Origin of the sequence: Chryseobacterium sp. 22543, from assembly GCF_052044565.1 — a bacterium.
GTDB lineage: Bacteria > Bacteroidota > Bacteroidia > Flavobacteriales > Weeksellaceae > Chryseobacterium.
Map to the genome: position 1 here is coordinate 743,505 of NZ_JBQENH010000003.1, position 24,084 is coordinate 767,588.

General features: G+C 34.5%; 14 protein-coding genes and 1 pseudogene. 2 read left to right on the forward strand and 13 right to left on the reverse strand.

All coding sequences use genetic code 11. The features are described 5' to 3' along the window. Window positions 1-3 precede the first annotated feature (3 nt). From ACTJIP_RS14245 to ACTJIP_RS14270, 6 genes and pseudogenes are all read right to left on the reverse strand, one after another. Complete coding sequence (locus ACTJIP_RS14245; protein ID WP_440704746.1) at window positions 4-2,967, reverse strand: hypothetical protein; 2,964 nt, start codon at window positions 2,965-2,967, stop codon at window positions 4-6. Window position 2,968: 1 nt separating this feature from the next. Beyond that, on the reverse strand, window positions 2,969-4,471 hold the full coding sequence (locus ACTJIP_RS14250) for a T9SS type A sorting domain-containing protein (protein WP_440704747.1): 1,503 nt from the start codon (window positions 4,469-4,471) through the stop codon (window positions 2,969-2,971). 331 nt (window positions 4,472-4,802) lie between these two features. Next, window positions 4,803-5,300 (reverse strand): hypothetical protein, encoded by a 498-nt coding sequence (locus tag ACTJIP_RS14255; RefSeq protein ID WP_440704748.1) that lies wholly within the window; start codon window positions 5,298-5,300, stop codon window positions 4,803-4,805. Window positions 5,301-5,700: 400 nt separating this feature from the next. Then, on the reverse strand, window positions 5,701-6,288 hold the full coding sequence (locus ACTJIP_RS14260; protein WP_219072621.1) for a hypothetical protein: 588 nt from the start codon (window positions 6,286-6,288) through the stop codon (window positions 5,701-5,703). A 710-nt stretch (window positions 6,289-6,998) separates the two neighbouring features. Beyond that, window positions 6,999-7,145: pseudogene (locus tag ACTJIP_RS14265) on the reverse strand (RHS repeat-associated core domain-containing protein); the annotation flags it as partial. A gap of 661 nt (window positions 7,146-7,806) precedes the next feature. Beyond that, the gene (locus ACTJIP_RS14270) at window positions 7,807-8,349 is read right to left on the reverse strand and encodes a site-specific integrase (RefSeq protein WP_257469002.1); all 543 of its coding nucleotides are present in this window, start codon (window positions 8,347-8,349) and stop codon (window positions 7,807-7,809) included. On the opposite strand from ACTJIP_RS14270, the gene ACTJIP_RS14275 reads away from it, so the two are divergent. Then, window positions 8,261-8,698, forward strand: coding sequence for a helix-turn-helix domain-containing protein (locus ACTJIP_RS14275; protein ID WP_257468897.1), 438 nt, complete (start codon window positions 8,261-8,263; stop codon window positions 8,696-8,698). The two genes, ACTJIP_RS14270 and ACTJIP_RS14275, sit on opposite strands and share 89 nt — an antisense overlap. 74 nt (window positions 8,699-8,772) lie before the next feature. Here the strand turns inward: ACTJIP_RS14275 and ACTJIP_RS14280 are convergent, their stop codons facing one another. The 4 genes from ACTJIP_RS14280 to ACTJIP_RS14295 are packed head-to-tail and all read right to left on the reverse strand — an operon-like array spanning window position 8,773 to window position 17,807. Further along, window positions 8,773-9,171, reverse strand: coding sequence for a hypothetical protein (locus ACTJIP_RS14280; protein ID WP_219072619.1), 399 nt, complete (start codon window positions 9,169-9,171; stop codon window positions 8,773-8,775). Between the two features lie 5 nt (window positions 9,172-9,176). Then, the gene (locus ACTJIP_RS14285) at window positions 9,177-12,734 is read right to left on the reverse strand and encodes a DUF6443 domain-containing protein (RefSeq protein WP_440704749.1); all 3,558 of its coding nucleotides are present in this window, start codon (window positions 12,732-12,734) and stop codon (window positions 9,177-9,179) included. A gap of 8 nt (window positions 12,735-12,742) precedes the next feature. Next, complete coding sequence (locus ACTJIP_RS14290; RefSeq protein ID WP_440704750.1) at window positions 12,743-16,246, reverse strand: hypothetical protein; 3,504 nt, start codon at window positions 16,244-16,246, stop codon at window positions 12,743-12,745. A 10-nt stretch (window positions 16,247-16,256) separates the two neighbouring features. Next, window positions 16,257-17,807 (reverse strand): T9SS type A sorting domain-containing protein, encoded by a 1,551-nt coding sequence (locus ACTJIP_RS14295; RefSeq protein ID WP_440704751.1) that lies wholly within the window; start codon window positions 17,805-17,807, stop codon window positions 16,257-16,259. Between the two features lie 690 nt (window positions 17,808-18,497). On the opposite strand from ACTJIP_RS14295, the gene ACTJIP_RS14300 reads away from it, so the two are divergent. Further along, window positions 18,498-19,163, forward strand: a complete 666-nt coding sequence (locus ACTJIP_RS14300; protein ID WP_149831900.1) for a hypothetical protein — start codon at window positions 18,498-18,500, stop codon at window positions 19,161-19,163. A gap of 652 nt (window positions 19,164-19,815) precedes the next feature. On the opposite strand, the gene ACTJIP_RS14305 is transcribed toward ACTJIP_RS14300, so the two are convergent. From ACTJIP_RS14305 to ACTJIP_RS14315, 3 genes are all read right to left on the reverse strand, one after another. Beyond that, window positions 19,816-21,903 (reverse strand): DNA topoisomerase 3, encoded by a 2,088-nt coding sequence (locus ACTJIP_RS14305; protein WP_440704752.1) that lies wholly within the window; start codon window positions 21,901-21,903, stop codon window positions 19,816-19,818. A gap of 20 nt (window positions 21,904-21,923) precedes the next feature. Further along, window positions 21,924-23,372, reverse strand: a complete 1,449-nt coding sequence (locus ACTJIP_RS14310; protein ID WP_440704753.1) for a DUF3945 domain-containing protein — start codon at window positions 23,370-23,372, stop codon at window positions 21,924-21,926. A 97-nt stretch (window positions 23,373-23,469) separates the two neighbouring features. Then, window positions 23,470-23,751: a helix-turn-helix domain-containing protein gene (locus ACTJIP_RS14315; RefSeq protein ID WP_007845572.1), complete on the reverse strand. Its 282-nt coding sequence runs from the start codon at window positions 23,749-23,751 to the stop codon at window positions 23,470-23,472. Window positions 23,752-24,084: the final 333 nt, after the last annotated feature.

The window sequence follows — 24,084 nt, forward strand, 5'->3', positions numbered from 1 at the left end:
CTATTAATTTTTATAGTTATACTTATATTCCTTACTGGCTTTATATACATAAACTCCGAGCGCATCTTTTTCCAAAAGCTTTACCTGAATCAGTCTATTGGAGGCATCATAAACATATTTTTCTCTCATCCCTGATGAAGGCGTTTTAGAAGTAAGACCAACAAGTGGATCGTAGGTATATGTCGTAATCTGAGTTCTTAATAAATTAGGATTCTGACGGATGTTGTCCAGAGAAGCTATCAGTAAATCTTCACTACCGGTATCAATATCGTTGTTTGATTTCTGGCAGATATCCAGATTATTATAGGCTAACAAATTATCATCCATTCCTAAAACATCCATCAGTCCAACATATGAGATTCCTTCAATTTTTATAATGGGTAATGTCTGATTATATCCATATAATATTGTCACCGGGATTCCTTCTTTTGTAGTATATTGTATTAGATTCCCTTTAGTATCATATTGATCATAAGTAATTTCCGGCTGAAATAATTCTCCTGAAGTATTGATTAAGTTTAAAGGAACAGTATTCTGCTGTAGTGGAAGTAGTTTAGTATGTCCAAGCCAGCTTGTACCAAAACTTACTTTTGTCTTTGAAATAGGGGTATTATTTTTGTACTGAGTCACAGACATTGGTACTCCAACCATATACCTCAAAACAAAATCACTATTTGTATACAGATCTTTAGCATATAGATATTCTATCTTATCCGAGCTACCATCAGAAGAAACCTTAACGCTTGTCTTCAGATTATTAAAATTGCTAACATCAAAATAAGTATTTGTTGTTTGCTGGGTAAGCTTCTCTTCATTATCCAGAATAATGGTTTCGCTTTCTTTGTAGTTGTTATACCATCTGTTGGGAACTACATATCTTCCTATTGAATAAGCCTGCCACTTGTCACCATAAGGTACATTATAAGGCTGATAATCCCTTGCAGGAACATAATTATCAATAAATTTGTAATCTTTAAAAGTATAAAGCCATTTAGAAATTTTCTTTACTTTATAATTACTGTTCAACAGCTCGCCATCATATTTGCTTAAAATACGGTTGGCACTCCAGAAATAATAGCTGTTTTGAGAATAGGAATTCAATTCTCCTTGAATAGGCTGAGTAAATACATCCTGAAATACTACATATTTCGTTATGTTAAATCTGTTGTCTATTTTTTCTGTTATATCAGTATATGCTATTGGATCTCCCTGAAAAACACCCAAACTTGTTAATTTGTTTGAATTGATTTTATAAAACTTGTAGTGAAAGCCCACTACAGGAATAGCTCCGCTGGTATATGTTGCAGATAAGTGGCCTCCATAGTCATCAAGCTCTTCCGGAGTAACTGAGGAGACCTGAGAATCGAATGTAATTTTATTAGAGATAGAATCAAAGTGAGTTTTATTATATAAATAATTTTTTGTTGTTTTTTCATTGTCATTACTCCATAATTCTATTTTTTTTGTCCTTACACCATAATACTCACTTTCTATATTCGTTGCAGTATCTTTAATAACAGTATTGGGCTCATAAAAAATCTTCTCCTGTCCTGAAGTAGGATATTTAATAGAACTTAGCATTCCATAGGAAGATTCTGGAAAATGTGAAGTACGAATACCAGTTTGAATTGCAGGAATTGCAAATTCATTTGGATTTACAACTGTAAAAATATGCAACATTTTAGAAACATATTCCGCGGGAAGCAAGCTTATATTTGCATATCCGTTATAAACTCCATTTAAATCCTGTCCGTATGTAAATCGGGCAGGTAAAGCACCAGGATTCTCATAAGTAAAATTGTAATTTTGATCTTCAGCTTTTCCTATAGTTAATTTCTTTAAAAAATATCTGATAGGATCACCATATAGAGTCTCGGCAGGATTATCTCCATATTTGAAATAATCAAACTTTACAGTATTTACTAAAATATTATTATTTGATTTTAGATCAATTTTTTTTATCAGCCATTCATTAGGATTGTCTTTTCTATTGGAGAAAGAAAAGTTTAAAGAAAAATCCGGAGAAGATACTGAAGTTAAATATTTTGTATTAGATATTTTTGTTCTTGTACACTCATTGCTATTAAAAGTAAAATTCCATTCATATGGGTTATTTTGATCTGCAACATCATCTCCGGGATATAACTTATTTTTGATCGTTATGGTTTGGCTTTTATCTTCAACGTAATAATCATATGCATCAGAATACATGAAATTAATAAAGCTGGAAGCATTTGTATCTTCCATTCTTGTTAAAAACCAAGCCGTTTTCTGTTTAGGTGCTGGTGCATATTCTTCTGAGCAGACTGTATCATAGGTAGTATATTCAATAGTATCATTTACACCATAATAATATTTATCTCCGTTATTCAATGTGATGGTAAATGATGAAAAATTATTGCTGTATTCGATTTTAAGTTTTTCAGTGTAGTTTATCTGAAGTACTTCTCCGTTAACAATCATAAAGCTTCCCGTAAGTCCAAATATATTGTACTCAAAGATATCTGATTCACCATCTATTCCATATGGATAGTTACCTTCCAATGCTGTTGACATCTGGTCTAATGTAGTCAGAAACTGCCCGTAGTCAGGCATAGGTAAGTTTCCAACTTTTTGTGATGTCTCGTCGGGCAATCCTCTTACAGTTCGATAAATTGCTGATGTAAAATTATCACTCCAAAGTAATCCCAGTCTTCCTCCCCAGTCATTTAACTTTAAACCGCCACTCGAATAAGAAATTCCCAGATTATAATTTAGGTTCCCTGTTTTTAAATTTAGAATGTCTATTGATGTGTTGTATTTACCTTTATTGTCAACTCCTGACTTATTTCCATAGGAACCAAGTGTTGCAACAGATGCTGATGGAGATATTGCTTTATTTATAAAGACACTGGTAAGGTTTGAGTTTTGAGCATGACAAAACATCCCAACAAGAAATGTTATTGAAAACAAAATATTCTTTTTCATCTTATTTCTTTATAAGTTTTGCATTCGCTGTTTTATTAGTATCCGTTTTTATGGTAACCAGATAAGCTCCCTGAATGAGTGCCTGAGTATTGATCTTGGTTACTCTGTTTTTTGTTTTTATACTTTGTAGCTGCCTTCCGCTCATATCATACAACAGAATATCTGCTTCTTTAAAGTCAAAGCCAATTTCTACATAAACATAATCGGAAACTGGGTTCGGATAGATTTTGATGTTGTATTTTTCAATGAGCTGATCAACATGCTTGTCTCCCAGCTTCACAATCTTCCAGTTCTCTTTACCCAGTTCCTCTGCACTGGTTCCTGCCAGAATAATTGAACCATCTCTGTTCAGCTTTAAATCAGAAAGCCTTTCTTCCTTCTTTCTGGATTCTCCTTTGACATGTTTTCTCCACTGCTCATTACCATTCTGATCCAAATACAGCATCCAGAAGGTTTCATCATCAGTTTCTATTCTTCCTTCTGCCTGGGTATAGCCTCCCAATAAAATTCCCTTGGAAGATTGAGCATCTGCTGAATGAATCACATTCATTCCCATAAGGATATCACGATTGCCAAAATTGTAAGATTTCTGCCACTGTTCTTCACCTCTTTCATTTAAAGACATCAGCCAAAGATCCGATCCTTCTTCAATGCCTGCGGTTTTATTCCCTGATCTTTCTGATCTGGATTCTCCACCAATGATAAAGCCAGTTGAAGTTAATGCCAGAGTTCTCAAATGGTCATCTCCTTTTCCTCCAAAGTTCTTTTCCCATTCTACTTTTCCGCTTTTATCAAGCTTCAAGATCCAGTAGTCACCTTCACCAAAGTTTTCGGTTCTCTTTGTTCCTCCCAGCGAACTTCTTGAATAGATTCCAAGCAATGCTCCACCATCTCTCGTTGGAATCATTTTCTCTACTTCATCTAAGCCTTTTCCCCCTAAGATTATTTGTGACAACTCTTTTCCATCTTTATCCAGTCGGGTAATGAAGACATCTTTAGATCCATATCCTTTTGAGGCATTCTGTATATTTCCGGCAACAAAGAACCCTAGATCTGTTGTTTGAATAACTGCTCTTGCTTCTTCATCAGAAGAACTTCCCAAAGTCTTTTGCCACAGTTCATCACCGAATTCGTTGATCCGGATCAGCCAGATATCAGAACCTCCTTTGGAATCATCTTTTTTATTCAAACCTTTACCTGAATAGGAAGTTCCGGTTAAAAGAAATCCACCATCTTCTGTGGTAACGGTAGCAGATAGATAATCATGATTTGATCCTGAGAAATATTTTTCCCAGATTTCTTCTCCATGCTGATTGAGTTTTATTAAATGAAAATCGTAACCGTTGTTCTGCTTCTGACTATTAGCTGCTTGCGATTGGCTTCTAGACTGTAAAGAGCTTCCTGTGATTAAATATTGTTGATCGATTGTTGTGATGATCTGGCTTAGAAAATCCTGAGTATAGGATTTGATGTCTTTCTGCCATACTACTTCTTGAGCTGACATACTAAGACCAGTATACATTACACATAGATTCATGAAGAGTTTTCGCATTAGTTTTTTTTGTAATCGAAAATATTACATTATAAAAACAAGAGAGGAAATAGAATGTTATTTATTTTTTAAGTAAACATTAACGATTACACTTATTATTGAGCGGTTTGAAATCTACAGTAAGATAAGTGCTGTTTGTATTTAGCTAAAGATTTTTTCTAAGCTCAAATATTGTACTGAAATCATCATTTAAAATCAAATAATCATCAAACTTTTTACCGTTGTTACCTTTCATGTTTTAATCAGTGAAGTTTTATGTTGAGTTAATAGTAAGGTAAGAGCTTTAATACTGGTTGTACGCAGCATATAGTTCTAGCTTCCAACCTACCTGCTCAGCCGTATATAAATAATTATTTCCATCATCCTCTCCCTTACCTGCTGTCTTCCCCTCTCCCGGCTTTCTATGTGCCTCCACCAAATCAATAGAGATCCCATACTGCTTCAGCTCTTTTTTCTCTTCATCCGTAGCCTTATCCATATACTTCTGAAGGTTTACAGCTGTCTGCTTCGCTTCATATTCCGTCACTTTAAAGAAAGAAAACTCCGAAGGTTCCTTCAGCTGGTGATAAAATGTTGAATAAAATTCAGTAAAAGAATTCTCATTACGCTCAATACTTAGCATTTCATCATAATTCAGATCCTCAGGACTTACTCTATTTACTTCCCCATGATCATCCAATCCCTTAACAATCCCAACAGTACCCGTTTCATGATGGAGTACCAGTAAGCTATCGCCAGTCTTTTCAACTGTTTTCAGTTCTTCGTTTATATTGTTATCCATAACTTAAATATTGAGTAAGGATTTAAGATACAAAGAGAAAAAGTTTTTTACATCAATGGCCGCTGATTATCTATATTTGGCACTCGGTGGCACTACAAAGTGAAATTAAAAACATACAAAAAACAAAATCAGAATAGGAAAATTCCTACTCTGATTTAAGTATATTTGAAATATTAAACTAGTCAACCTTTTTCAGGACTAGTCATTATTAACTTATTAAATAATAAATAAACAATGATATCAATTTGAGAACCCGTTCTTGATTATTAAAATATATCAATGTAAAATCATTAAAACTATTTATAACTATCTTATATTCATGCTCTACAAAGTAAAAGTGCAATTCATTGGGGATAATCTATTAAATAATTCTATTCTAAGAATAATAGATTAATTCTTATCATATTTGAATTGCTGATAATTTTTTATAAACGTCTTCTTTAAGCATAACTTTTTTGAAATTACTGTCATTCTTAAATTTCTGCCGTATCTTTTTTATTTGTTCAATATTTACTCCATATAAGTTATCTTCTAATTCCATATAGTCAAATTCATTCATATATAGGTTTGCAATGGTCTTCATAAAATAGCTAAGACAGTCTTTTTTAAATTTAATATCTACTTTTTCATTATAAAATATATCATCCATTACATCGATCTCTAAATATTTATATGTAAACTCTACCAAAGTATACAAAGCAAAAGGACTGGTAAAGTTTTCAATCAAAGTGATTACATCATTAAAAGTTAGCTTTTCCCATAGCTCTGGTAAACATACAAATAACTGAACACTATAGGTCGGGTTCATTTTTTCTAAATTGTAAAAAAGAAATTCTAAATGATTCGCTGATAATATTTTTCCTAAATAATTATTATCAACTATATAAAATCTGTCTATTGGGTAATATCTTAACTGTTCTGTTTTTCTATCATTAAATAAAGAATCTGATAATTCTTTTATAGGCGATGTGATATTAATTTTACTCATTATTCTTTAAATATTGTTAACTTAGCGTTACTTGTGTTTACTCCTGCCTTAGATATTATTGACGGGAAATTTTGTGCTTCTCGAGCAGAAGGAGCATAATGTCCTGAAACATTATTTATTTCTACGATTTGACCATTGTGCAATCGTATTTGCCCCGCGGCTTGTACATTATTAGCTTCCCCAGACAAATAATAATGACCAGATCCAACTTTTAAATCTCCTGACTTAGTAACAACAAAATCAAAACGCCCATTCGCATTACCTCCTATTGAAATATTACCTTCTCTTACTGTTAGTCCTAAGCTTTCACCAACTTGTGGTGCTGTACTTTTTGCAGGTATTAAATTGCTTGCTTCTTCTATTGCATTAACTGCTTTTGTTGCTCGCCCATAGCCACCCCACATATTGTATCCACCACCACCGAAATCTAGCATTTCTTCTCTTTTACTATTCCCAATTAATCGAAAAATCCTATCTGTTTTTGTTTCTCCTTCATTATAAAATGGACTAGCCTGCCATTGGCGATAAGAGTTTAATCCTCCATATTTATCGGCATTGGTCTTAGAACTATATTGATGAGCAAGAGCATTTTGGATTGCATTCCAAGTTCTTATCAGAAAATTATTTGTTTTTCGTCTAACCGTTATTACAATTTCCTCTATATTATAAGTTTTTCCATCAGTTCCATCTCCCGGGCCTCCGACAGGAGCTCTCCCATCAGGATCAATAAATCTTATTGGATTATTAAAAGCATAGTTATAAGGACTATAACTCCTCATTTCAGTAGCCAATGGATCGACTACTCCCCATCTACCCAAATCAGGCATATAGAATCTAGCTCCATAATCATACATTCCGTAGTCTGCACCATTTTTTGAGATTTCTATACTTCATTTTTCCTCGCGCAACCGCTTACTTTTTGAACGCTTCTCTGTTGCTTTTTCAAAGATATATTTTTCTTTCAATTGAAAAAAATAAGTATTCTCATTTTGTCAAAATATAAATTGATTTATCCAATAATTTTACGATAAAATATGTAAGTAACTCAGTGCATTTTCTTTAGAATCTGTTTTAACTGGGCTTTAACTTTACAAAATAACTTTTAATATAAATTTTTCATCATGGATCAGATTATTTATTTTACGATTTCATTTACAGTTTTAATTATTGTGGCAAGTAATGCTATAAAAACAAAAAAATGATTCTCGGTGTTGTTGTAAATGTGGACTTGTGGGAAAAATTGCGCCGGGATTCAGCTCCGGATTTTTCCACAAATCCACATTCTTTTACCGACTGCAATTTCAACGGCGATTCAGTTGTATTGTGGCTAAAATTCCAATCAAAAACCGCAGAGCGTTGGCGCAAAAAGGCTGTGCCTGTTGCAAGGAAAGCATTTTACATAATCCCAAATTATAGGCACTGATCGGGTTTTGTGCGTAACGGAGCTTTGCGGAGTGGAGAACAACGTTTTGCGGCTGCCGTGCGTATAATTTTGATTATGTAATTTGCTGTGGCATATTAGGAAATATATTTTTCAATTTCCTGTTTCAGGTTTTCGAGTTCTGTTTGATTAAAATATTCCAGACTTCTTAAATATCTAAATCCGGCTTTATACTGAACTTCCCGTAAATTGTACTGTTTGAGCCAAAGATTGATTCTGCTGTTTCTAATGAGCTGTAGACTTGCAATATTGATCTGTTTTCGGATTTCAGATGTTATGCTGCTAAATCTTGTGTTTTCGCTCAAGATAAAAAGCTTTTCGCTTTCTTTTACGGTTTTTGAGAGTTGCAATAATTCGGTTCTTGTCTCATTGATGTATTTATACAGCTCTAAAATTTGTGATGCTTCTAACGGTAAAACTCTTTCTTTTAAACGGTTTTCTGTCGCTTCCGGAACTCTTATCATTCCTTTTTCTAAATCAATGTCTTTTACTTTTAATTCCCGCAAACTTCCTGTATTTAAGCCTTGATAAATGATTAATCCTAAAATAACCTGGTTTCTTTTTCCAAATAAACTGTACTGTCCTTTTTTGTATTTCTTTTCTCTAAACTCTTTCTCAATATTCTGTAATTCTTCTTCCGTTAAAAACCCTGTAATTAAAGGCCTTTTCGGTGTTCTTATTCTAAAATTCTTTAAAGGATGGTCTTTTCTTTTTCCTGCTGATTGTAAATATTCAAAGGGAAGATATGAACGTGAGGAAGTAAAACCATCTATTGAAGTGGCTACACAACTTGCGGAAGCTCTGGAAATTTCTCTGGATTATCTTGTAGGTGCTACAGATGTTCTTTTGGAAAAAAATATCGTCTCTAAAATTCTCGACATCCAGAAACTAAAAGAGAACGATAAACAACACGTCTTCGCTCTCCTTGATGCGTTCCTTAAACAAACTAAGCTGCAAAGCATTATGTAAACAAAAAACCTCGCATTTTGCGAGGTTTTTTGTTTACATAGGAACGAGCGAGACGCTCGTATCATCCGAGGTAATCAAATACTGTTTGTATTGAACCATAAGTCATTTGCTGAAAAAATATTATAATTAATTTCCCAATCTAATAATTGATTTTTCAAAATATTATAATCTAGTTTTAAATTCTTGTCATCCAAATTTTCAACAATAATTGTACACAAAAATGGAAATTGATTTTTATTTAAGCGGACAATATTTTCATAGTTTTTCTCAATAATTAAAAGAGGGTATTCTTTCCATAGATAACCTATAATTATATTATTGCTTAATAAAGTTGCCCAATTCTCTTCATCTTCCCAAAAAGAGATTTGAATATCAGTATTTTTTAATAATTCAACATTAAGATAAAAATCAGAAAACTTCCAATTTCCATCATGTAATAAAACATTTTTAATTTTCTCGGTAATATTTTCCATAATAATTATCTCATTGATCCTGGAGAACCATGAATGGTACCATTAGGTTTTCTATAAACATTAATAACATTTGTATGTTTTCCATTTGCTAATACACCAATATTTGTATTAGTAACTGTAACCTTTGCTTTATTTCCAATCCACAAACCTGCTTCATCAGCATATTGGGCTGCTTTTAAAACAGCAACATTAGCGTCAACTGTTCGATAAAAAAGACTTTTACCATAAACACCAGCAAAAACATGCCTGTTCATAGCTCCTTGCGACACTGTATATACTCCATTAGTTAGCTCACCGTGCTTATTTAACGAAAAACCTTGTTCGACAATATCGTCAGCTAATTTTTTTATTCCACTTATATTTCCTTTTTTTAGCTGAAATAATACTGCCGCCAATTGTATTGCTCCCACAGCTTCTTGGGTTTCCTGATCCTGATAATCAACCACTGCATCAAGAGTAGCCCAACCTGCAGAAGCCACAAGATTACTTCCACCCATTAGGAAAGTTCCCATAGTAAAAGCCAGATTTCTTTCAAATTTTTCAGTAGCAAGAGCTGCTTGACTATTTCTTATACCAAAAGCTAATCTATCCTGGGAACCATGATAAGCACTTAAACTTTGGATACCCATAAATGATAGCTTAGAATCAGTTACATTTTTTGTCAATATAATCTCTCCAATTTCAATAGGATTATTAGGAGTAGAACCTTTCTTTGGTGGATCTTCTTCTCCGATCATTCCTGTTGGGTCATTAAATCTTATAGGATTTCCATAGACATATGAATATGGACTGTAAGCAAACTGTAACTCACTCAAAGGATCATGCACTCCCCATCTTCCAATATCAGGCATATACATTCTGGCACCAAAATCATACATTCCAGTTTCCTGAAGCTCCTTGCCGTTGTATTTATACTGATAAGCATTCTGCGTTGTAGCTGTATAATTATGCAGTAATCCAAAAGGATAAAAATCATTTACTTCTACAATTTCTCCCGGCTTCCATTCTCCCAGGCAACCAAATATTGGGGAACATGTTGATGTATTATATCTCCTTGGCTGGATAATACCATCTCCATTTGTATCAGTATAACTTAACCTTACATTTCCCAGATGATCTGTAAAATTATAGACATACTTGTTGAGAAGAGCATCATAATATCCTTCAGAAGTAGGAATGATCCTCAATTTCAATTCTGGAATCTCATTAGGATCAGGAATGAAAGTTCCTTCTCCATCCCAGGATTCTCTTAAAAATGTAGTTTTATACTGGAAGCCATCCAGATAATGGGTCTCCAGATCTCCAAAGAGCTTCTTTACTTTTACGCCGTCTGCTCTGTAAAGATAGCTTGTCAATTTTGAGTTTTGGGTAATCTTATCTGGTAAATTTAAATAATTATATTCAATAGAGGAAATCCCTTTATCCAAATGTTTGGTCATGTTTCCATTCCCGCTGAGATTGCCATTATCATACTCAATCGGATTAGGAACAGCAAGATAAGGATAACCAGAAGGATTTTGCTGTTCATCGGTTACTTTTATCAGCCTGTTTCCGGAATAATCATATTTAAGATTATCGATACTCACTGCCACAGTACTTCCCGGAAGAATACCTTCGGATCTTTTAAGCCGTGTAATATTTCCGTTAAGATCATATTCCGGCTTTTCAAAATACTCTTTAGCAGCTTCTGCTCCTGTTTTCTGATAGAACCCTGCTGATAACCTGTTTAAACCATCATAAACATACCCATATCTTTTCAGCGGCTCATTATCTTCTGTTAAGGTTTTCCATGATACTTCAGCAATATTTCCGTTATATTTTGGTTTTATCTTTAAATCAGAAAAATCTGAATTAGGCATTTCCAATCCTTCTATCTGATTATAATTGATCTTATAACCAAAAAGATCGCTCCCTAAGTTGGCAGGATCGTTGATCTTTGTCATCCAGCCCCGGATATTGTATTGGTAATCTACGGTCTGTAATGGGGATACAGCAGCCGTTCCTCCTACTTTCTTAGATTCCAGTTGGGAAATTTCATTGTACTTATTCTGAGCGAGGTATTCAACAGGGTTGCTGCCCACCTGATGGGTGTGAGTCAGAAGCCTGTTCTGAGTATCATAGGTGAATTTTTCTACAACAGCCTTTTCAGGATCTGCAGCAAGCCTTTTATGGTAGGTATTGGTCTGAAGGATAACTCCTGTAAAATCAAGTTTATTGTTGACCACTGTATACCCTCCTAAATGATTGTTACTTCTTGAACCTATGTTTCTTCCTTTGATATCGTACCAGACAAAATTTCTGGTCCATTTATCATCTTCTATATTTTTGATATAGGAAGCGGTAAGGAGTCCTTTGGTAGTTTGTTCATTAGCCGGGTTATCTGTAAGAAGAGGCTGGGCAAACACATTGGTGACAGCAGAGGAGCCTGCAGGATAAGTATCATAATAATTAACACTTAAGACCTGGGCCAGACTTCCCGGGAGAGCCCTATTGGTATAATAAATAGGCATTCCGCTTACTGTAAAAGAGCCAGCGCTTCTTATCTCAAACGTATAAGCAGCTCCTGTAATAGTAGTTTGCAAAGACTGTCTCGTACTATTATTATTGGTAATAGCTGTAAACACTACTCTTCCAAACTGGTCATATTTGGTAACAAGCCATTGTCCTTTTGTTCTTAATAGAGCATCCTGGCTCATCACCAACTGATCGGCATTGTTATAGATCATATATTCCCAGCCCTTACCAGGAAGCTTCTTTTCTATAAGACGGTTTCTTCCATCATATTTATACTGATAGCATAAATCATTCAGTACCGTATTAGGATCTGCTTCTAAAGAGGCTTTGGGAGGGATCACAAATGCCAATTGGTTATAATCATTGAAAACATAATAGGTATTGGCGCTTTCTGTAGCACTGATTACTTTTCTGACCAATATAACCTGCCCCTGTCCGTTTTTAAATTCTATAGTTGTGTTTCCGTCTTCATCGGTTACCGTATTTTTATACAGCTGCCCTGTTCCGTAGGAACCTGATAAAATTAGTTGCGAAGTAAAATTGTTATAATCAAAAGTGGCAGTATATCTTTTAACCTCGCCATCGGCATTGGCATCATATCCAAATTGTACAGGTTTGTTATCCCAGGCAGTTCCCACTTGTTTCTGTCCTAAAACACGGTCCAGTGGTGAATTTTCAATAATCTTCTCTGAATAGATTTTCTCTGAACCATAAGGGGTACTGCTCACATTGGATAATGGATCGGTAATAATACCGCCATTGAGAGTTCCTCCCTGTGGAACAGGAAGGTAATCGTGAACCTGTCTTCCAAACTGATCATATTTAATGGGTATAACTACATCTTTTCCTAATGGAGAGGCTTTTACATTAACAATTTGTTTGGGCCTTCCCAACCCGTCAAAATACTGAACGGTTTCTGAGCTTTTAACATTGGGGAGCGTAGAATCTGATAAATACGTCTTTGAATAAACATAATTTTCGGTATTGGTAAGCTGTGCCTGGGTAGTTCCAATTATAAGAATCCCTACAGGAATTATAAGTTTTTTCATGATGGTGTTTAATTTTTATAATTGTATTTGAATTCTTTCAGCGTCTTATAAATCATATTTCCACTGCTGTCTTTTTCCTGCTGACGGATTTCTTTTAATCGGTTTGATGGATCATAGATATAAAACTCACTAATTCCTGATGGTGGCGTGATACTTCTTACTCCAACTAATGGATCATAGGTGTAGGTGGTAATCTGATAACCGGACAATCCAGTATTAGCTCTGAAGGTATTCAATGCTGATAAGAAGGCTGTTTCATCGTTGTTGGGAGCTGCTGATGCATCTGTATTGGAAGCTGTCACAATAGGATCAATTAAGGACTGTTGAATATCAGCTAATTTGGCTCCTTCTATTTTGGCAATGGGCTGGGTTTGGTTGTAACCCCAAACGATCACTGTTGAAACACCATTTTTTGCAGTATATTGTTGTAAATTTCCTTTGGAATCGTATTGATTATAGACAACCATTTTTTCCATATCGTCAGAGTACAAATTTTTGTTAAGCACTTCATAAGGTATTGGAAGGCTTGACGTTTTTAAGTCTGCATCAGCTTGGGATAATGGATATTGAGTTTTTATTTTGGAAATAATATTGCTATTCTTTTTTACTTCAGTTTCCAGTGGAATTCCAGTAATTCCTTTACTAAATAAATAAGGATTATTACCTCCTTCAGAATATTTATAACTTGTAATTATCGTCTGGTCAGGATTTATTGCTTCATGTTTCTCAACTGATCCAAGGGTATTATAAGTGAAATGTTCTTTGCTTTCGATAATTTTATTGCCAAAATATCGTTGGGTCATTATAGAATCAATTTTATGAGATTCTGCCATCATAGGAGTAGTATAAAAATGATATTTAGCAATACCGTCATACTCTCCAGTTGAGGCTATTATAGGATCTTTTCCACTCAATAAAAACTTCTTTTCAGCTCTAACACTATAAAATTGATTAAATGGTACTAGATTTTTGTATTTATATGTGACAGATTCAATAGGATTATTATTTGCATCTTTGATCACTTTTTGTTGTAAAAGTCCATTAAGCTGATTTTTAATTACAGGGAAGTAGTCTGCTACAGCATTTTCTACATTATTATAATGATATTCAGTTTTTCCTTTTATTTTTAACGGGTTATTAACATCCACTGTACTTTCAGTAATTTTACCATATCCCACTGCATCATATTCACCAGACGAAATCTGGTCCGTAATAGACCAAAAACTGTTATAGGAATAAGAACCTGAACAGTTGGTTGCCTGTCCGCAATTAAAACAGTAATAATCCATTTGCCTTAAAGGACTTATTTTATTTTGAAGAACTCCACTTTCATATTCATATTGTTTCCATTCTGCTAAAGTTCCCTGACCAGAATAATTTTTTAAGGATTTTATTCTGGGTCCGTGACCATAAGAAGTAAAATCACTTCCTATATCAGGTTTTTTAACGATAGTAAAAGAAACTTTAACGCCTGCGGAATGGTAAATATCTGCAGCTTGATACATACTGTTATCAATATTTAAAACCACTCTATTTTGAATTGTTGGATCATTATAATTGATAAAGTTGAATACCCCATCCATCTGAAAATTATAATTCTGACTGAAATCAGTATTATTAGTAAGTTCCCCGAACTTCCATTCTTTAATAACTTCCAATACAGTTTCCCCGCCATCTGCATTCTTTTTAATTTTTAACAGTTTAATACTGGCATTAGCATTAGTCATCTGATAATAATTATATCTTTTAGACTGTGGTCCAGTAGGACCACCATCAAATCCTCCTGAAAATTCAGCATGAAAGTTTAAAGAACCTCCTTTGTCATATGGAAAATCATATATATTGTTTAAAGGGCTATATCCCCCAATACCATTATTATTTAGATGGATTGTTTCGGATAGGTTGAATATCTGGTCATGGCTAGGGATAAACTGATTCTTAAAGGAATTAAGCTCGTATTCATAATCAGTATAGCCTTTAGTAGGATATTCAATTCTTTTAAGCATATAAGAACTTACAAAGTCTTTATTAGAATATCTATTATTCCCTTCGTAATATACTGGTACTCCCATTGCGGGAGTGAGATAAAAGCTTAAATCAGGTAATAAATTATTATTATAGTGTCCGTTGTAGTATCCCCAGAAATCTTTAGCAAAAGAAACTTTTGGAGGTAAGGTAGCGGAAAGCTCATAGTCAAATTTAAATTCTTCATTGCTACTGATCTTGTTACCGATATTATCATAAGTAAAAAAAGAAACTTTATCCAGCTTTAATCTTTTACCAAATGCATCTTTCATCTGAGTAAAGTTTTGCAATTCAGTAATGGCAGATGGAAAATCATCCTGATAAGGGAAATAGGTATAAATAAAATCTAAAGATTTAAATTTTTTGTTATTTCTTATATTTATAAAATCAATAGATTCAAGTCTCTTAAGATTGTTCCAAGTGTATAGATTAATATCCTGTCTATCTCCAAGGTTAAAAATTACTTCAAGTTCATCTGTTTTAATTTTTTTCAAAATTTTCACATTACTATTATTTAATGTGGCCTGTGCTGGTTCAAACTGATAATTTATTTTTCCATAACACATATCAGTGGGGCCTAAACTATAAGCAGAAGTTCTGATATTTCTCTGTTGGGAAAAAGAATAAAAATTATAATTTGCATCCTGATACTCAAAAGAGATCTGCTTCGTATTTGGAAATACTATTTTGCTGATTTTATAGCTTCTACTTGAAAATTCTTCTGATAAAGGCGTTCCATTGTAGCTGGAAAATATTTCTTTTTGACCAAAATAATATTTTATCCCATTATCATCAGTAGCTATAATCTGATCATTATAAACTTCAAATTTTATATCTTCACTTTTCTCCAACTGAAGAATCTCACGGGTCTGAAGATTAATGAAAAAACTTCCACTATGTCCAAAGAAATTAAATCTGAAAATATCTACCTCAGCATTTTTTTTATATACTATATCATTTACAACTGTATTTCCATCAGATCCGCTTGGAGATGATGGAGGGAAACATCCTGGGTTTTGCTGGTTACCGATAGTACACCAATCATAATCAACAAATCCTTTTTGTTTTACCACTTTAAACCGTCCTGTTCCTCCCGGATATAATTCAAGTCTGTTATAAAATGGGGTATATTCGTTTGGGGTAGCATAACTTACATCATTCTGATCCGCCTTTCCTTTGACATCTTGATATATTACGCCCTCGGGCATCAGATTCCAGCCTAATCCTACCCATGTAGCCTGATCATCCAGTTTAATACCGGACGCATTATAATTCAAATTAATAGGTAGTTCAAATCCTGCTTCACGAATTGTATAGATAGGAACATTCGTTTGTGCTACTCCTGTATATGTACCAACAGGAACATCTCCAAACCTTTTAAACATTGCCACTTCAGGTGAAGTGGGAAGGTTAATGTTATTTTGATTTTGTGCATTTAAGTCAGCTAAATTTAAAAGCCACAATATTATGACAAATACCTTTTTCATTATTTATATTTTATTTTTTAATCAGCTTTGCATTCGCCGTTTTATTTGTATCAGTTTTTATCGTCACCAGATAAGCCCCCTGCACCAAAGCCTGAGTATTGATCTTTGTCACTCTATTTTTTGTTTTCAGACTCTGAAGCTGCCTTCCACTCATATCGTACAACAAAATATCTGCATCCTTAAAATCAAAGCCAATTTCTATATAAGCATAATCAGATACAGGGTTTGGATAGATCTTGATATCATATTGGGGAAGAAGCTCACTTACTTGCTTGTCTCCTAATTTTACAATCTTCCAGTTTTCTTTACCCAGCTCTTCTGCACTGGTTCCTGCCAGAATAATAGAACCATCTCTGTTGAGTTTCAGATCTGAAAGCCTTTCCTCCTTTTTCCTTGATTCTCCACCCACGTGCTTTCTCCACTGCTCATTACCGTTCTGATCAATATAGAGCATCCAGAACGTTTCATCATCAGTTTGTATTCTTCCCTCAGCTTGAGTATACCCCCCTAAAAGAATTCCTTTGGATGATTTATCGTCCGCTGAATGAATCACACTCATCCCCATCAGGATATCACGATTCTTGAAATTATAGGATTTCTGCCACTGCTCATCACCTCTTTCATTTAAAGAAATCAACCAGAGGTCTATGCCTTCTTCAATACCAACAGTTTTATTGCCTGACCTTTCTGATCTGGATTCTCCGCCGACAATAAAACCATTTGAAGTTAATGCTAGTGTTCTGATATGGTCATCATTTTTCCCTCCAAAATTCTTTTCCCATTCAACTTTGCCATTTTTATCAAGCTTCACAATCCAGTAGTCGCCTTCACCAAAGTTTTCTGTCTGTTTACCCGTCTTATCTCCACTTACAGCTTCACTTCTGGAATAAATTCCCAGTAATGCTCCACCGTCTTTCGTTGGGATCATCTTTTCAACTTCATCAAGTCCGCGTCCTCCCAATGTTTGTTCAGATAATATTTTCCCATCTTTGTTGAGTCTTACAATCCAGACGTCCTTAGAACCATAACCTTTAATGGAGTTTTGTACATTCCCCGCAACAAAGAATCCCTGATCGATAGTCTGGATAACTGCTCTCGCTTCTTCATTCGAAGAGGTGCCTAATGTTTTCTGCCACAATTCATCACCAAATTCATTGATCCGAATGAGCCAAATGTCTGATCCTCCCTTTGAGTCTTCTTTTTTATCAAGTCCTTTTTCTGAATAGGACGTCCCAGAAATCAGAAAACCACCGTCCTGGGTAGTGACAGTGGAAGATAAATAGTCGTGATTATTTCCTGATAAATATTTCTCGAAAACCTGTTCTCCCTGCTGATTCAATTTTATCAGGTGAAAGTCATAACCATTGTTTTGTTTGCCGTTTTGCTGGAGCTTGTCCGTTTGGATACTGCTCCCCACGATAAGGTATTGCCCATCAATGGTAGTAGTAATCTGGCTTAAAAAATCCTGTGAATTGGACTTTATGTCTTTCTGCCAGAGTACCTCTTGAGCAAATATCCCAATAGTGCATAAGAATAATGCACCCATGTAGAGTTTTTTCATGCTATATTGTAGTTAACGTTAATGAATAGTGGTTTATAGTCGTGTATATTAGAAATACACAAACTGTATAGAATAATTATTGTTCATGGTTATGTTTTTTATGCCTGCAAAATTAAGCCTTTTAAAGTTCGCCCAAATGAAATTGATTAACTTTTTTTAATAAGGCAAAGATATATCTGTAAAACGACAAAATACGTCGTATTATATTTTTACTAAAGCATAAATTGCTATCCATGGCTTAAATTATTGTATTACTTAATATATAAAGTCAAATGGTAGTCTCTGAAAAACCATATTGAAAACCATCTAAATAATCTGTTATATAAAGTACTCAACTAAAGATACGTTGTGTATAATTTACAGTTTAATAAATAACACAACAAAAATTTTTACTTTGGAAAAGGTACAGCAGCTCAGCCTCAGAGAAAAGACCAATAATGGACCTTAGTTGACTGATGAAACTTCAAATTTAATACGACTAGTTTTGTCGTTTCAAGCTTGTATATTTAAGTATTAACAAAAAATATAAATAAAATTTTGATTTATATGATAAAATATTTATTTTCGTCAAATAACAATAATCATGAAAATCCCAGAGCATTAAAGTAAATAATTTAAGGTTTGGTAATTATTTACGTATTATCACAAACCATTCACAATTATATATACAAACAAATTAAACTAAAGAAAATGAAAAAAATTTTAACTGTTCTTACAATCGTGTCCTTATCCCTTTTCACATCTTGTTCAAATAATGATAATAATGTCGATGATAATCTTGTGTCATCAAAAACCATTTCAAATAATCAAGCAGCAAAATCAGATGAATTAACTGAAGATGAATTAGTAAAACAATTATCTACAGACGAGAATTTTATAGAATATGGAAGTATCATATTTTCACTTTTCGAGAATATGCCTAATAAAGAAGGTTTCCGAACGAACTTTAATCAAGCTAATTTTGAAAGTGGAAAAGAAGCGTATTTCGTAGAATTAACAGGATATTCAAATGATGAAGTATCAGAATCTCTTGATAAAATGAATGATTTACTAGCAACTCTCTATGACAAATATCCTCAATTAAAGTATAACGGTGAAAATAAAGAATTTATAGAAAGAGTTATCGGAAAAGCTGATTTTATTGTTGAAGAAAATCTTGCTTTGGCCGGAAAAAGAAACCCAGCCTGCCAAGCTTGTGTAACCAAATGGAAACCAAGAATGATCGCAGCTACTGTAATTGGTGGAGTTGTTGGAGGAGCTTCAGGAGGTTTCTTCGGAGCTTGGGGAGGTGCTGTTATAGGCTTTGTTGGTGCTGGATGGGGAGCTGTTGACTGTCTAGAAGCTGCAGGTTGCTAAAATATATTATGTATGAAAACACTAAAATCTAAAGATATTATTATTTTAATTATGTCTTTTATCGGCGTAATGTTTTTCGCCTATATCTGGTTAAGTCCAGATTATAATAATGCTTTAAATTACAATTATTTACAAAATAATTTTGGACAGTTTACTTTTTTTGGATTTCTAATGTTATTTGTTTATAATTTTTTAAAGCTTATTGGGAAAGAAAAATTATTCTTAATATTCTCTATTATATCTTTTGCTGGTATTTTCATTTTATATCTATTATCGAAGATATTTTTGTGGCCCTTTACAATTGTTCTCATAATATCTCTTTTATTCTTCTTGTCAAGAAAATGGTTAAATTATAAGAGAATATAAAATATTTTTATCTTACTCTTACATTGCTTTCTACATCAGAAATTAAAAGTTATATTTTATATGACAGTTTATAAAAAATGATTGGTTCTACCGCAGAGAGGTAAAGCCAATATTGATTTAGCAATCCGATGCTCCCAGTTCTCCTGTAAGTCTCCTTTCATAATTAATAATGAACCATGCGGCAATGGTAAAAACCGTAGATGAAAAAGGGGTTAAATTTGGATAAAAATATAAAATATAGAAGCAGCTCATTGGCTGCTTCTTTACATTATTATTTTTCTTGAAATTAATTCTTCTTTTCAAATTCAAATGATGCACTAAAATCATTTTTTAGAATGATAAAAGCATCAAACTTTTTACCGTTTTTGGTTTTCATGCCCTTAATTAATGATGTTTTGTTTTGAGTTAGTAACAAAGTAAGATCTTTAATACTGAGTTGTATTCCACATGTAATTCTGAAGAGAATCCAGTTACACTGTTCATCGGGACATTTTACAATTTTATCTTTGATGATCAGATGATGCTGTTGACATTTGGGGCATTTTAATTGTGGGGTGTTTTCTTGAGGAATATGAAGTGATAAGAGTTCGCTGGTGATTTCTGTTGTGTAGGCTTGGATATCGTTGATGAATTGGTCTTTGTTGAGTTCACCTTTTTCAATTCTATCCAGTGCTATTTCCCATTCTGCGGTCATTTGGACATTGGCTATTTTTTTGTCTTTGACAAGGTTGTAAACCTGTAAGCCTTTGTTGGTGGAATGCAGGGTTTTACCTTTCCTAATGATATAGCTTCTGCTGAGCAGGGTTTCAATAATGGAAGCTCTGGTGGCTGGGGTTCCGATGCCGATATTGGATAGCGCTTTCTGTTCTTCTTTATTTTCAATAGATCTGCCTGCATTTTCCATCGCTGATAAGAGGTCGGCTTCTGTATAAAGTTTGGGTGGTTGTGTTACTTTTTCCAATAATTCTGTTTTTGATATTTTCAGTTCATCTCCTGTTTTGAATTCCGGAAGTTCAGTAAGGACTTCATGTTTATTATCGAAATTTTCATTGTCAGTGAGAATTCCTTTGATGGCACGCCAGCCCTTGTTGAGTATTTTTGAGCCCTTGATCTGGAATTCATAATGATGGACTTTTATCTGGATTTGGGTGACTTGTTTTATACAGGTATGGGATAGGGATTCCAATAAGCGGTAAGCAATCATCTCGTAAATGGCTTTTTCCGTAGCGCTAAGTGCAGAAGGTGTTTTGGTGGTTATGAGTAATCCGTGATGGTCGGTAACTTTTAGATCATTCACAATCCGCTTGTTGAAGTTTCCGAATTTTAAATGGGTTATGGCTGTTTTGAAGGGTTCGGTCTGATTCAGTATTCTGACCAGCTCAGGAATATCAGTCCATACATCTTCAGGAATATACTTGCTGCCGGTTCTGGGATAAGTGATGAACTGTTTCTCATAGAGGCTTTGGGCTGTTTGTAAAACCTCATCAGCAGAAAGCCCCAGTTTCCTGTTGGCTTCTTTCTGTAATTCTGTGAGATCGAAAAGTAACGGAGATTGCTCCTGTACTGTTGTAACAGATACATCTTCTACAACAGCTCTTCCCTCCCGCTCTATGGATTTTTGGATTTGTTCTGTCTGCTTTTTTTCTTCCCACTGCAATAATGAAAGGCTGGTGAAATCTGTATATTCTTTTCTGTGGCTCAGCTGGATTTGAAAGTACTTTTGCTTGGTAAAGTTTTGATGCTGAAGAAATCGTTGACAGATTAAAGCAAGGGTTGGTGTTTGTACTCTGCCTAATGAATAAACATCTTGGTTCCCTGCGATGGTTAATGCCTGGGTAGCATTGATTCCTACCAGCCAGTCCGCTTCACTCCTGGCTTTAGCTGCCTGATACAAACCGTCAAAGGCATCGCCTGGCTGAAGGTTTTTAAAACCCTCGTGTATTGCCTTTTCAGTAAGGGAACTGATCCAGAGTCTTTCAAAGGGTTTGTTGCATTGTATGTAGTGATAGATATAGCGGAAGATCAGCTCTCCCTCCCTTCCGGCATCTGTAGCCACAATAATACTGCTGCATTGACTGATAACTTGTTGTATGGTGATGAGCTGTTTTAAAGCGGAAGGATCAGGCTCATAGCCTTTTGTTTTCTTTAGTTTTTTGGGAGTCAGAATAAAGGGCTTGGGAAAGATAGGCAAAGAGGCTTTGTTAAAGCCTCTTATACCATAATCTTCCGGCATTCCTAATGATATCAAATGTCCCAATGCCCAAGTGACACAATAGCCATTACCGGATAAATAACCATCTTTCTTTTCATGAGCTCCTAACAATTGTGCAATTTCTCTTGCTACACTCGGTTTTTCTGCGATGATTGCTTTCATATGATGGATTTAGATGTTTATTATAGTTTTTGCCCTCTTGGTTTTCTAACCTTTTTTTGCTGGTCTTCCTGCTGTTTATTAACAGGCTGCTGCTGTTTGGATTCTAAAGGCTCGTTCACATTTTTAGTAGCTTCATTGGTTTTACCATGGGTGTTAACCGCAGTTTGGGTTTTATGATCTTCTGTAGGCTTTGCCTCCTCTTTAAGTTTATTAGGATGATTGAAAGAGAAATCGGTTTTGGAAGTTTCTTTGTTGAAGGTAATATAGCCTTGATAGGCTTTACCTTTAGCATCGGTAAGACCGTCAACGTAAACGGTTTGCCCGGCTTTGAACTTTTCATACTGTGAATCTTCCAGTTCTTTTCCTCTGAATATTTTGGGTGCTTCTTGAGCCGTAGGTTGAGTTTGCTGTTGATTGTGTTGTTGTCTTTGTTGCGGTGTCTGATTATTATTGAACAGAAATTCTACATAGCGCTTATCTGCATTGAACTGTACGGTGGCATTGAACAATTCTCCTTTTTTGGAAGTCATCCCTTCAAGATACAATGGTCCTCCTTCCAGTAACGTTTGTTTTTGGTGTTCATCAAGCCTAATTCCTTTGATTTCATCAGGGATTTTCATATACTCCGCTCGATAAGCTACTAACTCATTGGTTAAACGGTCACGGCTTATAACCGATGGAATGATTTCATCCGTTTTAGGATTGACCAGATCTACTACCCTGCCCATATTCCCGGTTTCTTTGAGATTCTTCTTGTCTTCATCCGTGAACTGATGACCCAGAAATTTATTATTGAGACTGGGCTCTTTTCGGATTCCATGCAGGTGAACGGCAACCTGTCCTGTATCTCCTGTCTGAAGGGATAATCGGATATCCATCTTACTGACCGCCGTTCCCAGATTAATGGTGATGGGAATTAGTGTATTGGTTTTAAATCCCCTAAGTAATGCATCCATCGCATTCATTTTTTCAAGCTTCTCCTGATTAAGTCCGAACTTTTCCATCGTTTTCCAGTCGATCTGTTCAGGCTGAAAACGATATTCCTGATTGTCTGTGTTGTTGTCCATTGTATTTTGATTTTTTGGATTGTTGTTGTGTTGAGGTAAAATTTCGTAGTCTTGCAGCTTTTCTTTTTCTTCAGGTGATGCCTGATCAACATACTTCTGAAGATCCTTAGCGGTATTAACAGCATCGTATTCTGAAACTTTGAAAAAGTTGAAATGCGTGGGATTTTTGAGCTGCCGGTAAAAGTTGGAAAAGAAGTTGGAGAAAATATCTCCGTGTTTATCAACGCTGATCAGCTGCTCATTATCCTTTTTTTCTTGTGGAGGAACTTTTTGAAGGTTTCCATCTTTATCAATTCCTTTGACCATTTCAACCTGATTGGTATGAATGTTCAGGACAAGGAGTGTGTCTGTTGATGGTTTGAGTTCATTGGGTTCCTGAGAGTTTATCAATTCATTTTCCATTGTATTTCATTTAATGCAACCAAGGTATAGGTCAATTAAGATGCTCTAAAAGATTGGAATGGTGATGAATAATTTGGCTGTTGATGTCTTATTACTATCAAGAGTTTAAACATTCTCTGATCAATTGATGGACATCAGAAAGCTTATAATACAGCTTTCCGCTGATGGTATAGTAAGGCAGCTTTTTATCAGTTCGATACCGCTGTAATGATCGGGAACTTATTTTTAAAAGCTGTAAAACATCCTGGTTATCCAGAAGCTGCTCCCCGTCTATTTCTATAAATCTGGACTGGTTCTTAAGCATCTGTTCTTTCAGTAGGTCAAATCTTTCCATGATTCTCTCCATCCAGGCTATAAATTCTGTTCTTTCAATATTCATAACTGTGATTTTTATGATTGTTGGTGATGTAAAATTGACCAACAGAAATCATATAAAATCACTACTTTTTCGTAGTAACGAAGAAGTTTTCATAAAGCACAAAGAAAAATAAGAAGAGAAAAGAATAGTATAAACTCACAATTATTAAATTAACTCGATATGAGTTAACATTATAAAAAACTGATAAACAACAAATTAAAACCTTATCAACCAACATTTTCAATAATCTTTATTTGTGATAAACGAATCATTTTCAAAGGTTTCATTAAAGTTCATATGTTAATTTTAAATACATTTGATAAAAACTAAAACTATTAATAACATTCCTATAGT

Excerpts from the sequence above, each read along its gene's own strand:
- ACTJIP_RS14285 (WP_440704749.1), bottom strand. The coding sequence starts at position 12,734 with ATGAAAAAACTTATAATTCCTGTAGGGATTCTTATAATTGGAACTACC.
- ACTJIP_RS14300 (WP_149831900.1), top strand. The coding sequence starts at position 18,498 with ATGAAAAAAATTTTAACTGTTCTTACAATCGTGTCCTTATCCCTTTTC.
- ACTJIP_RS14305 (WP_440704752.1), bottom strand. The coding sequence starts at position 21,903 with ATGAAAGCAATCATCGCAGAAAAACCGAGTGTAGCAAGAGAAATTGCA.
- ACTJIP_RS14315 (WP_007845572.1), bottom strand. The coding sequence starts at position 23,751 with ATGAATATTGAAAGAACAGAATTTATAGCCTGGATGGAGAGAATCATG.
- ACTJIP_RS14295 (WP_440704751.1), bottom strand. The coding sequence starts at position 17,807 with ATGAAAAAACTCTACATGGGTGCATTATTCTTATGCACTATTGGGATA.
- ACTJIP_RS14250 (WP_440704747.1), bottom strand. The coding sequence starts at position 4,471 with ATGTCAGCTCAAGAAGTAGTATGGCAGAAAGACATCAAATCCTATACT.
- ACTJIP_RS14275 (WP_257468897.1), top strand. The coding sequence starts at position 8,261 with ATGATTAATCCTAAAATAACCTGGTTTCTTTTTCCAAATAAACTGTAC.
- ACTJIP_RS14260 (WP_219072621.1), bottom strand. The coding sequence starts at position 6,288 with ATGAGTAAAATTAATATCACATCGCCTATAAAAGAATTATCAGATTCT.
- ACTJIP_RS14255 (WP_440704748.1), bottom strand. The coding sequence starts at position 5,300 with ATGGATAACAATATAAACGAAGAACTGAAAACAGTTGAAAAGACTGGC.
- ACTJIP_RS14280 (WP_219072619.1), bottom strand. The coding sequence starts at position 9,171 with ATGGAAAATATTACCGAGAAAATTAAAAATGTTTTATTACATGATGGA.
- ACTJIP_RS14245 (WP_440704746.1), bottom strand. The coding sequence starts at position 2,967 with ATGAAAAAGAATATTTTGTTTTCAATAACATTTCTTGTTGGGATGTTT.
- ACTJIP_RS14290 (WP_440704750.1), bottom strand. The coding sequence starts at position 16,246 with ATGAAAAAGGTATTTGTCATAATATTGTGGCTTTTAAATTTAGCTGAC.
- ACTJIP_RS14310 (WP_440704753.1), bottom strand. The coding sequence starts at position 23,372 with ATGGAAAATGAATTGATAAACTCTCAGGAACCCAATGAACTCAAACCA.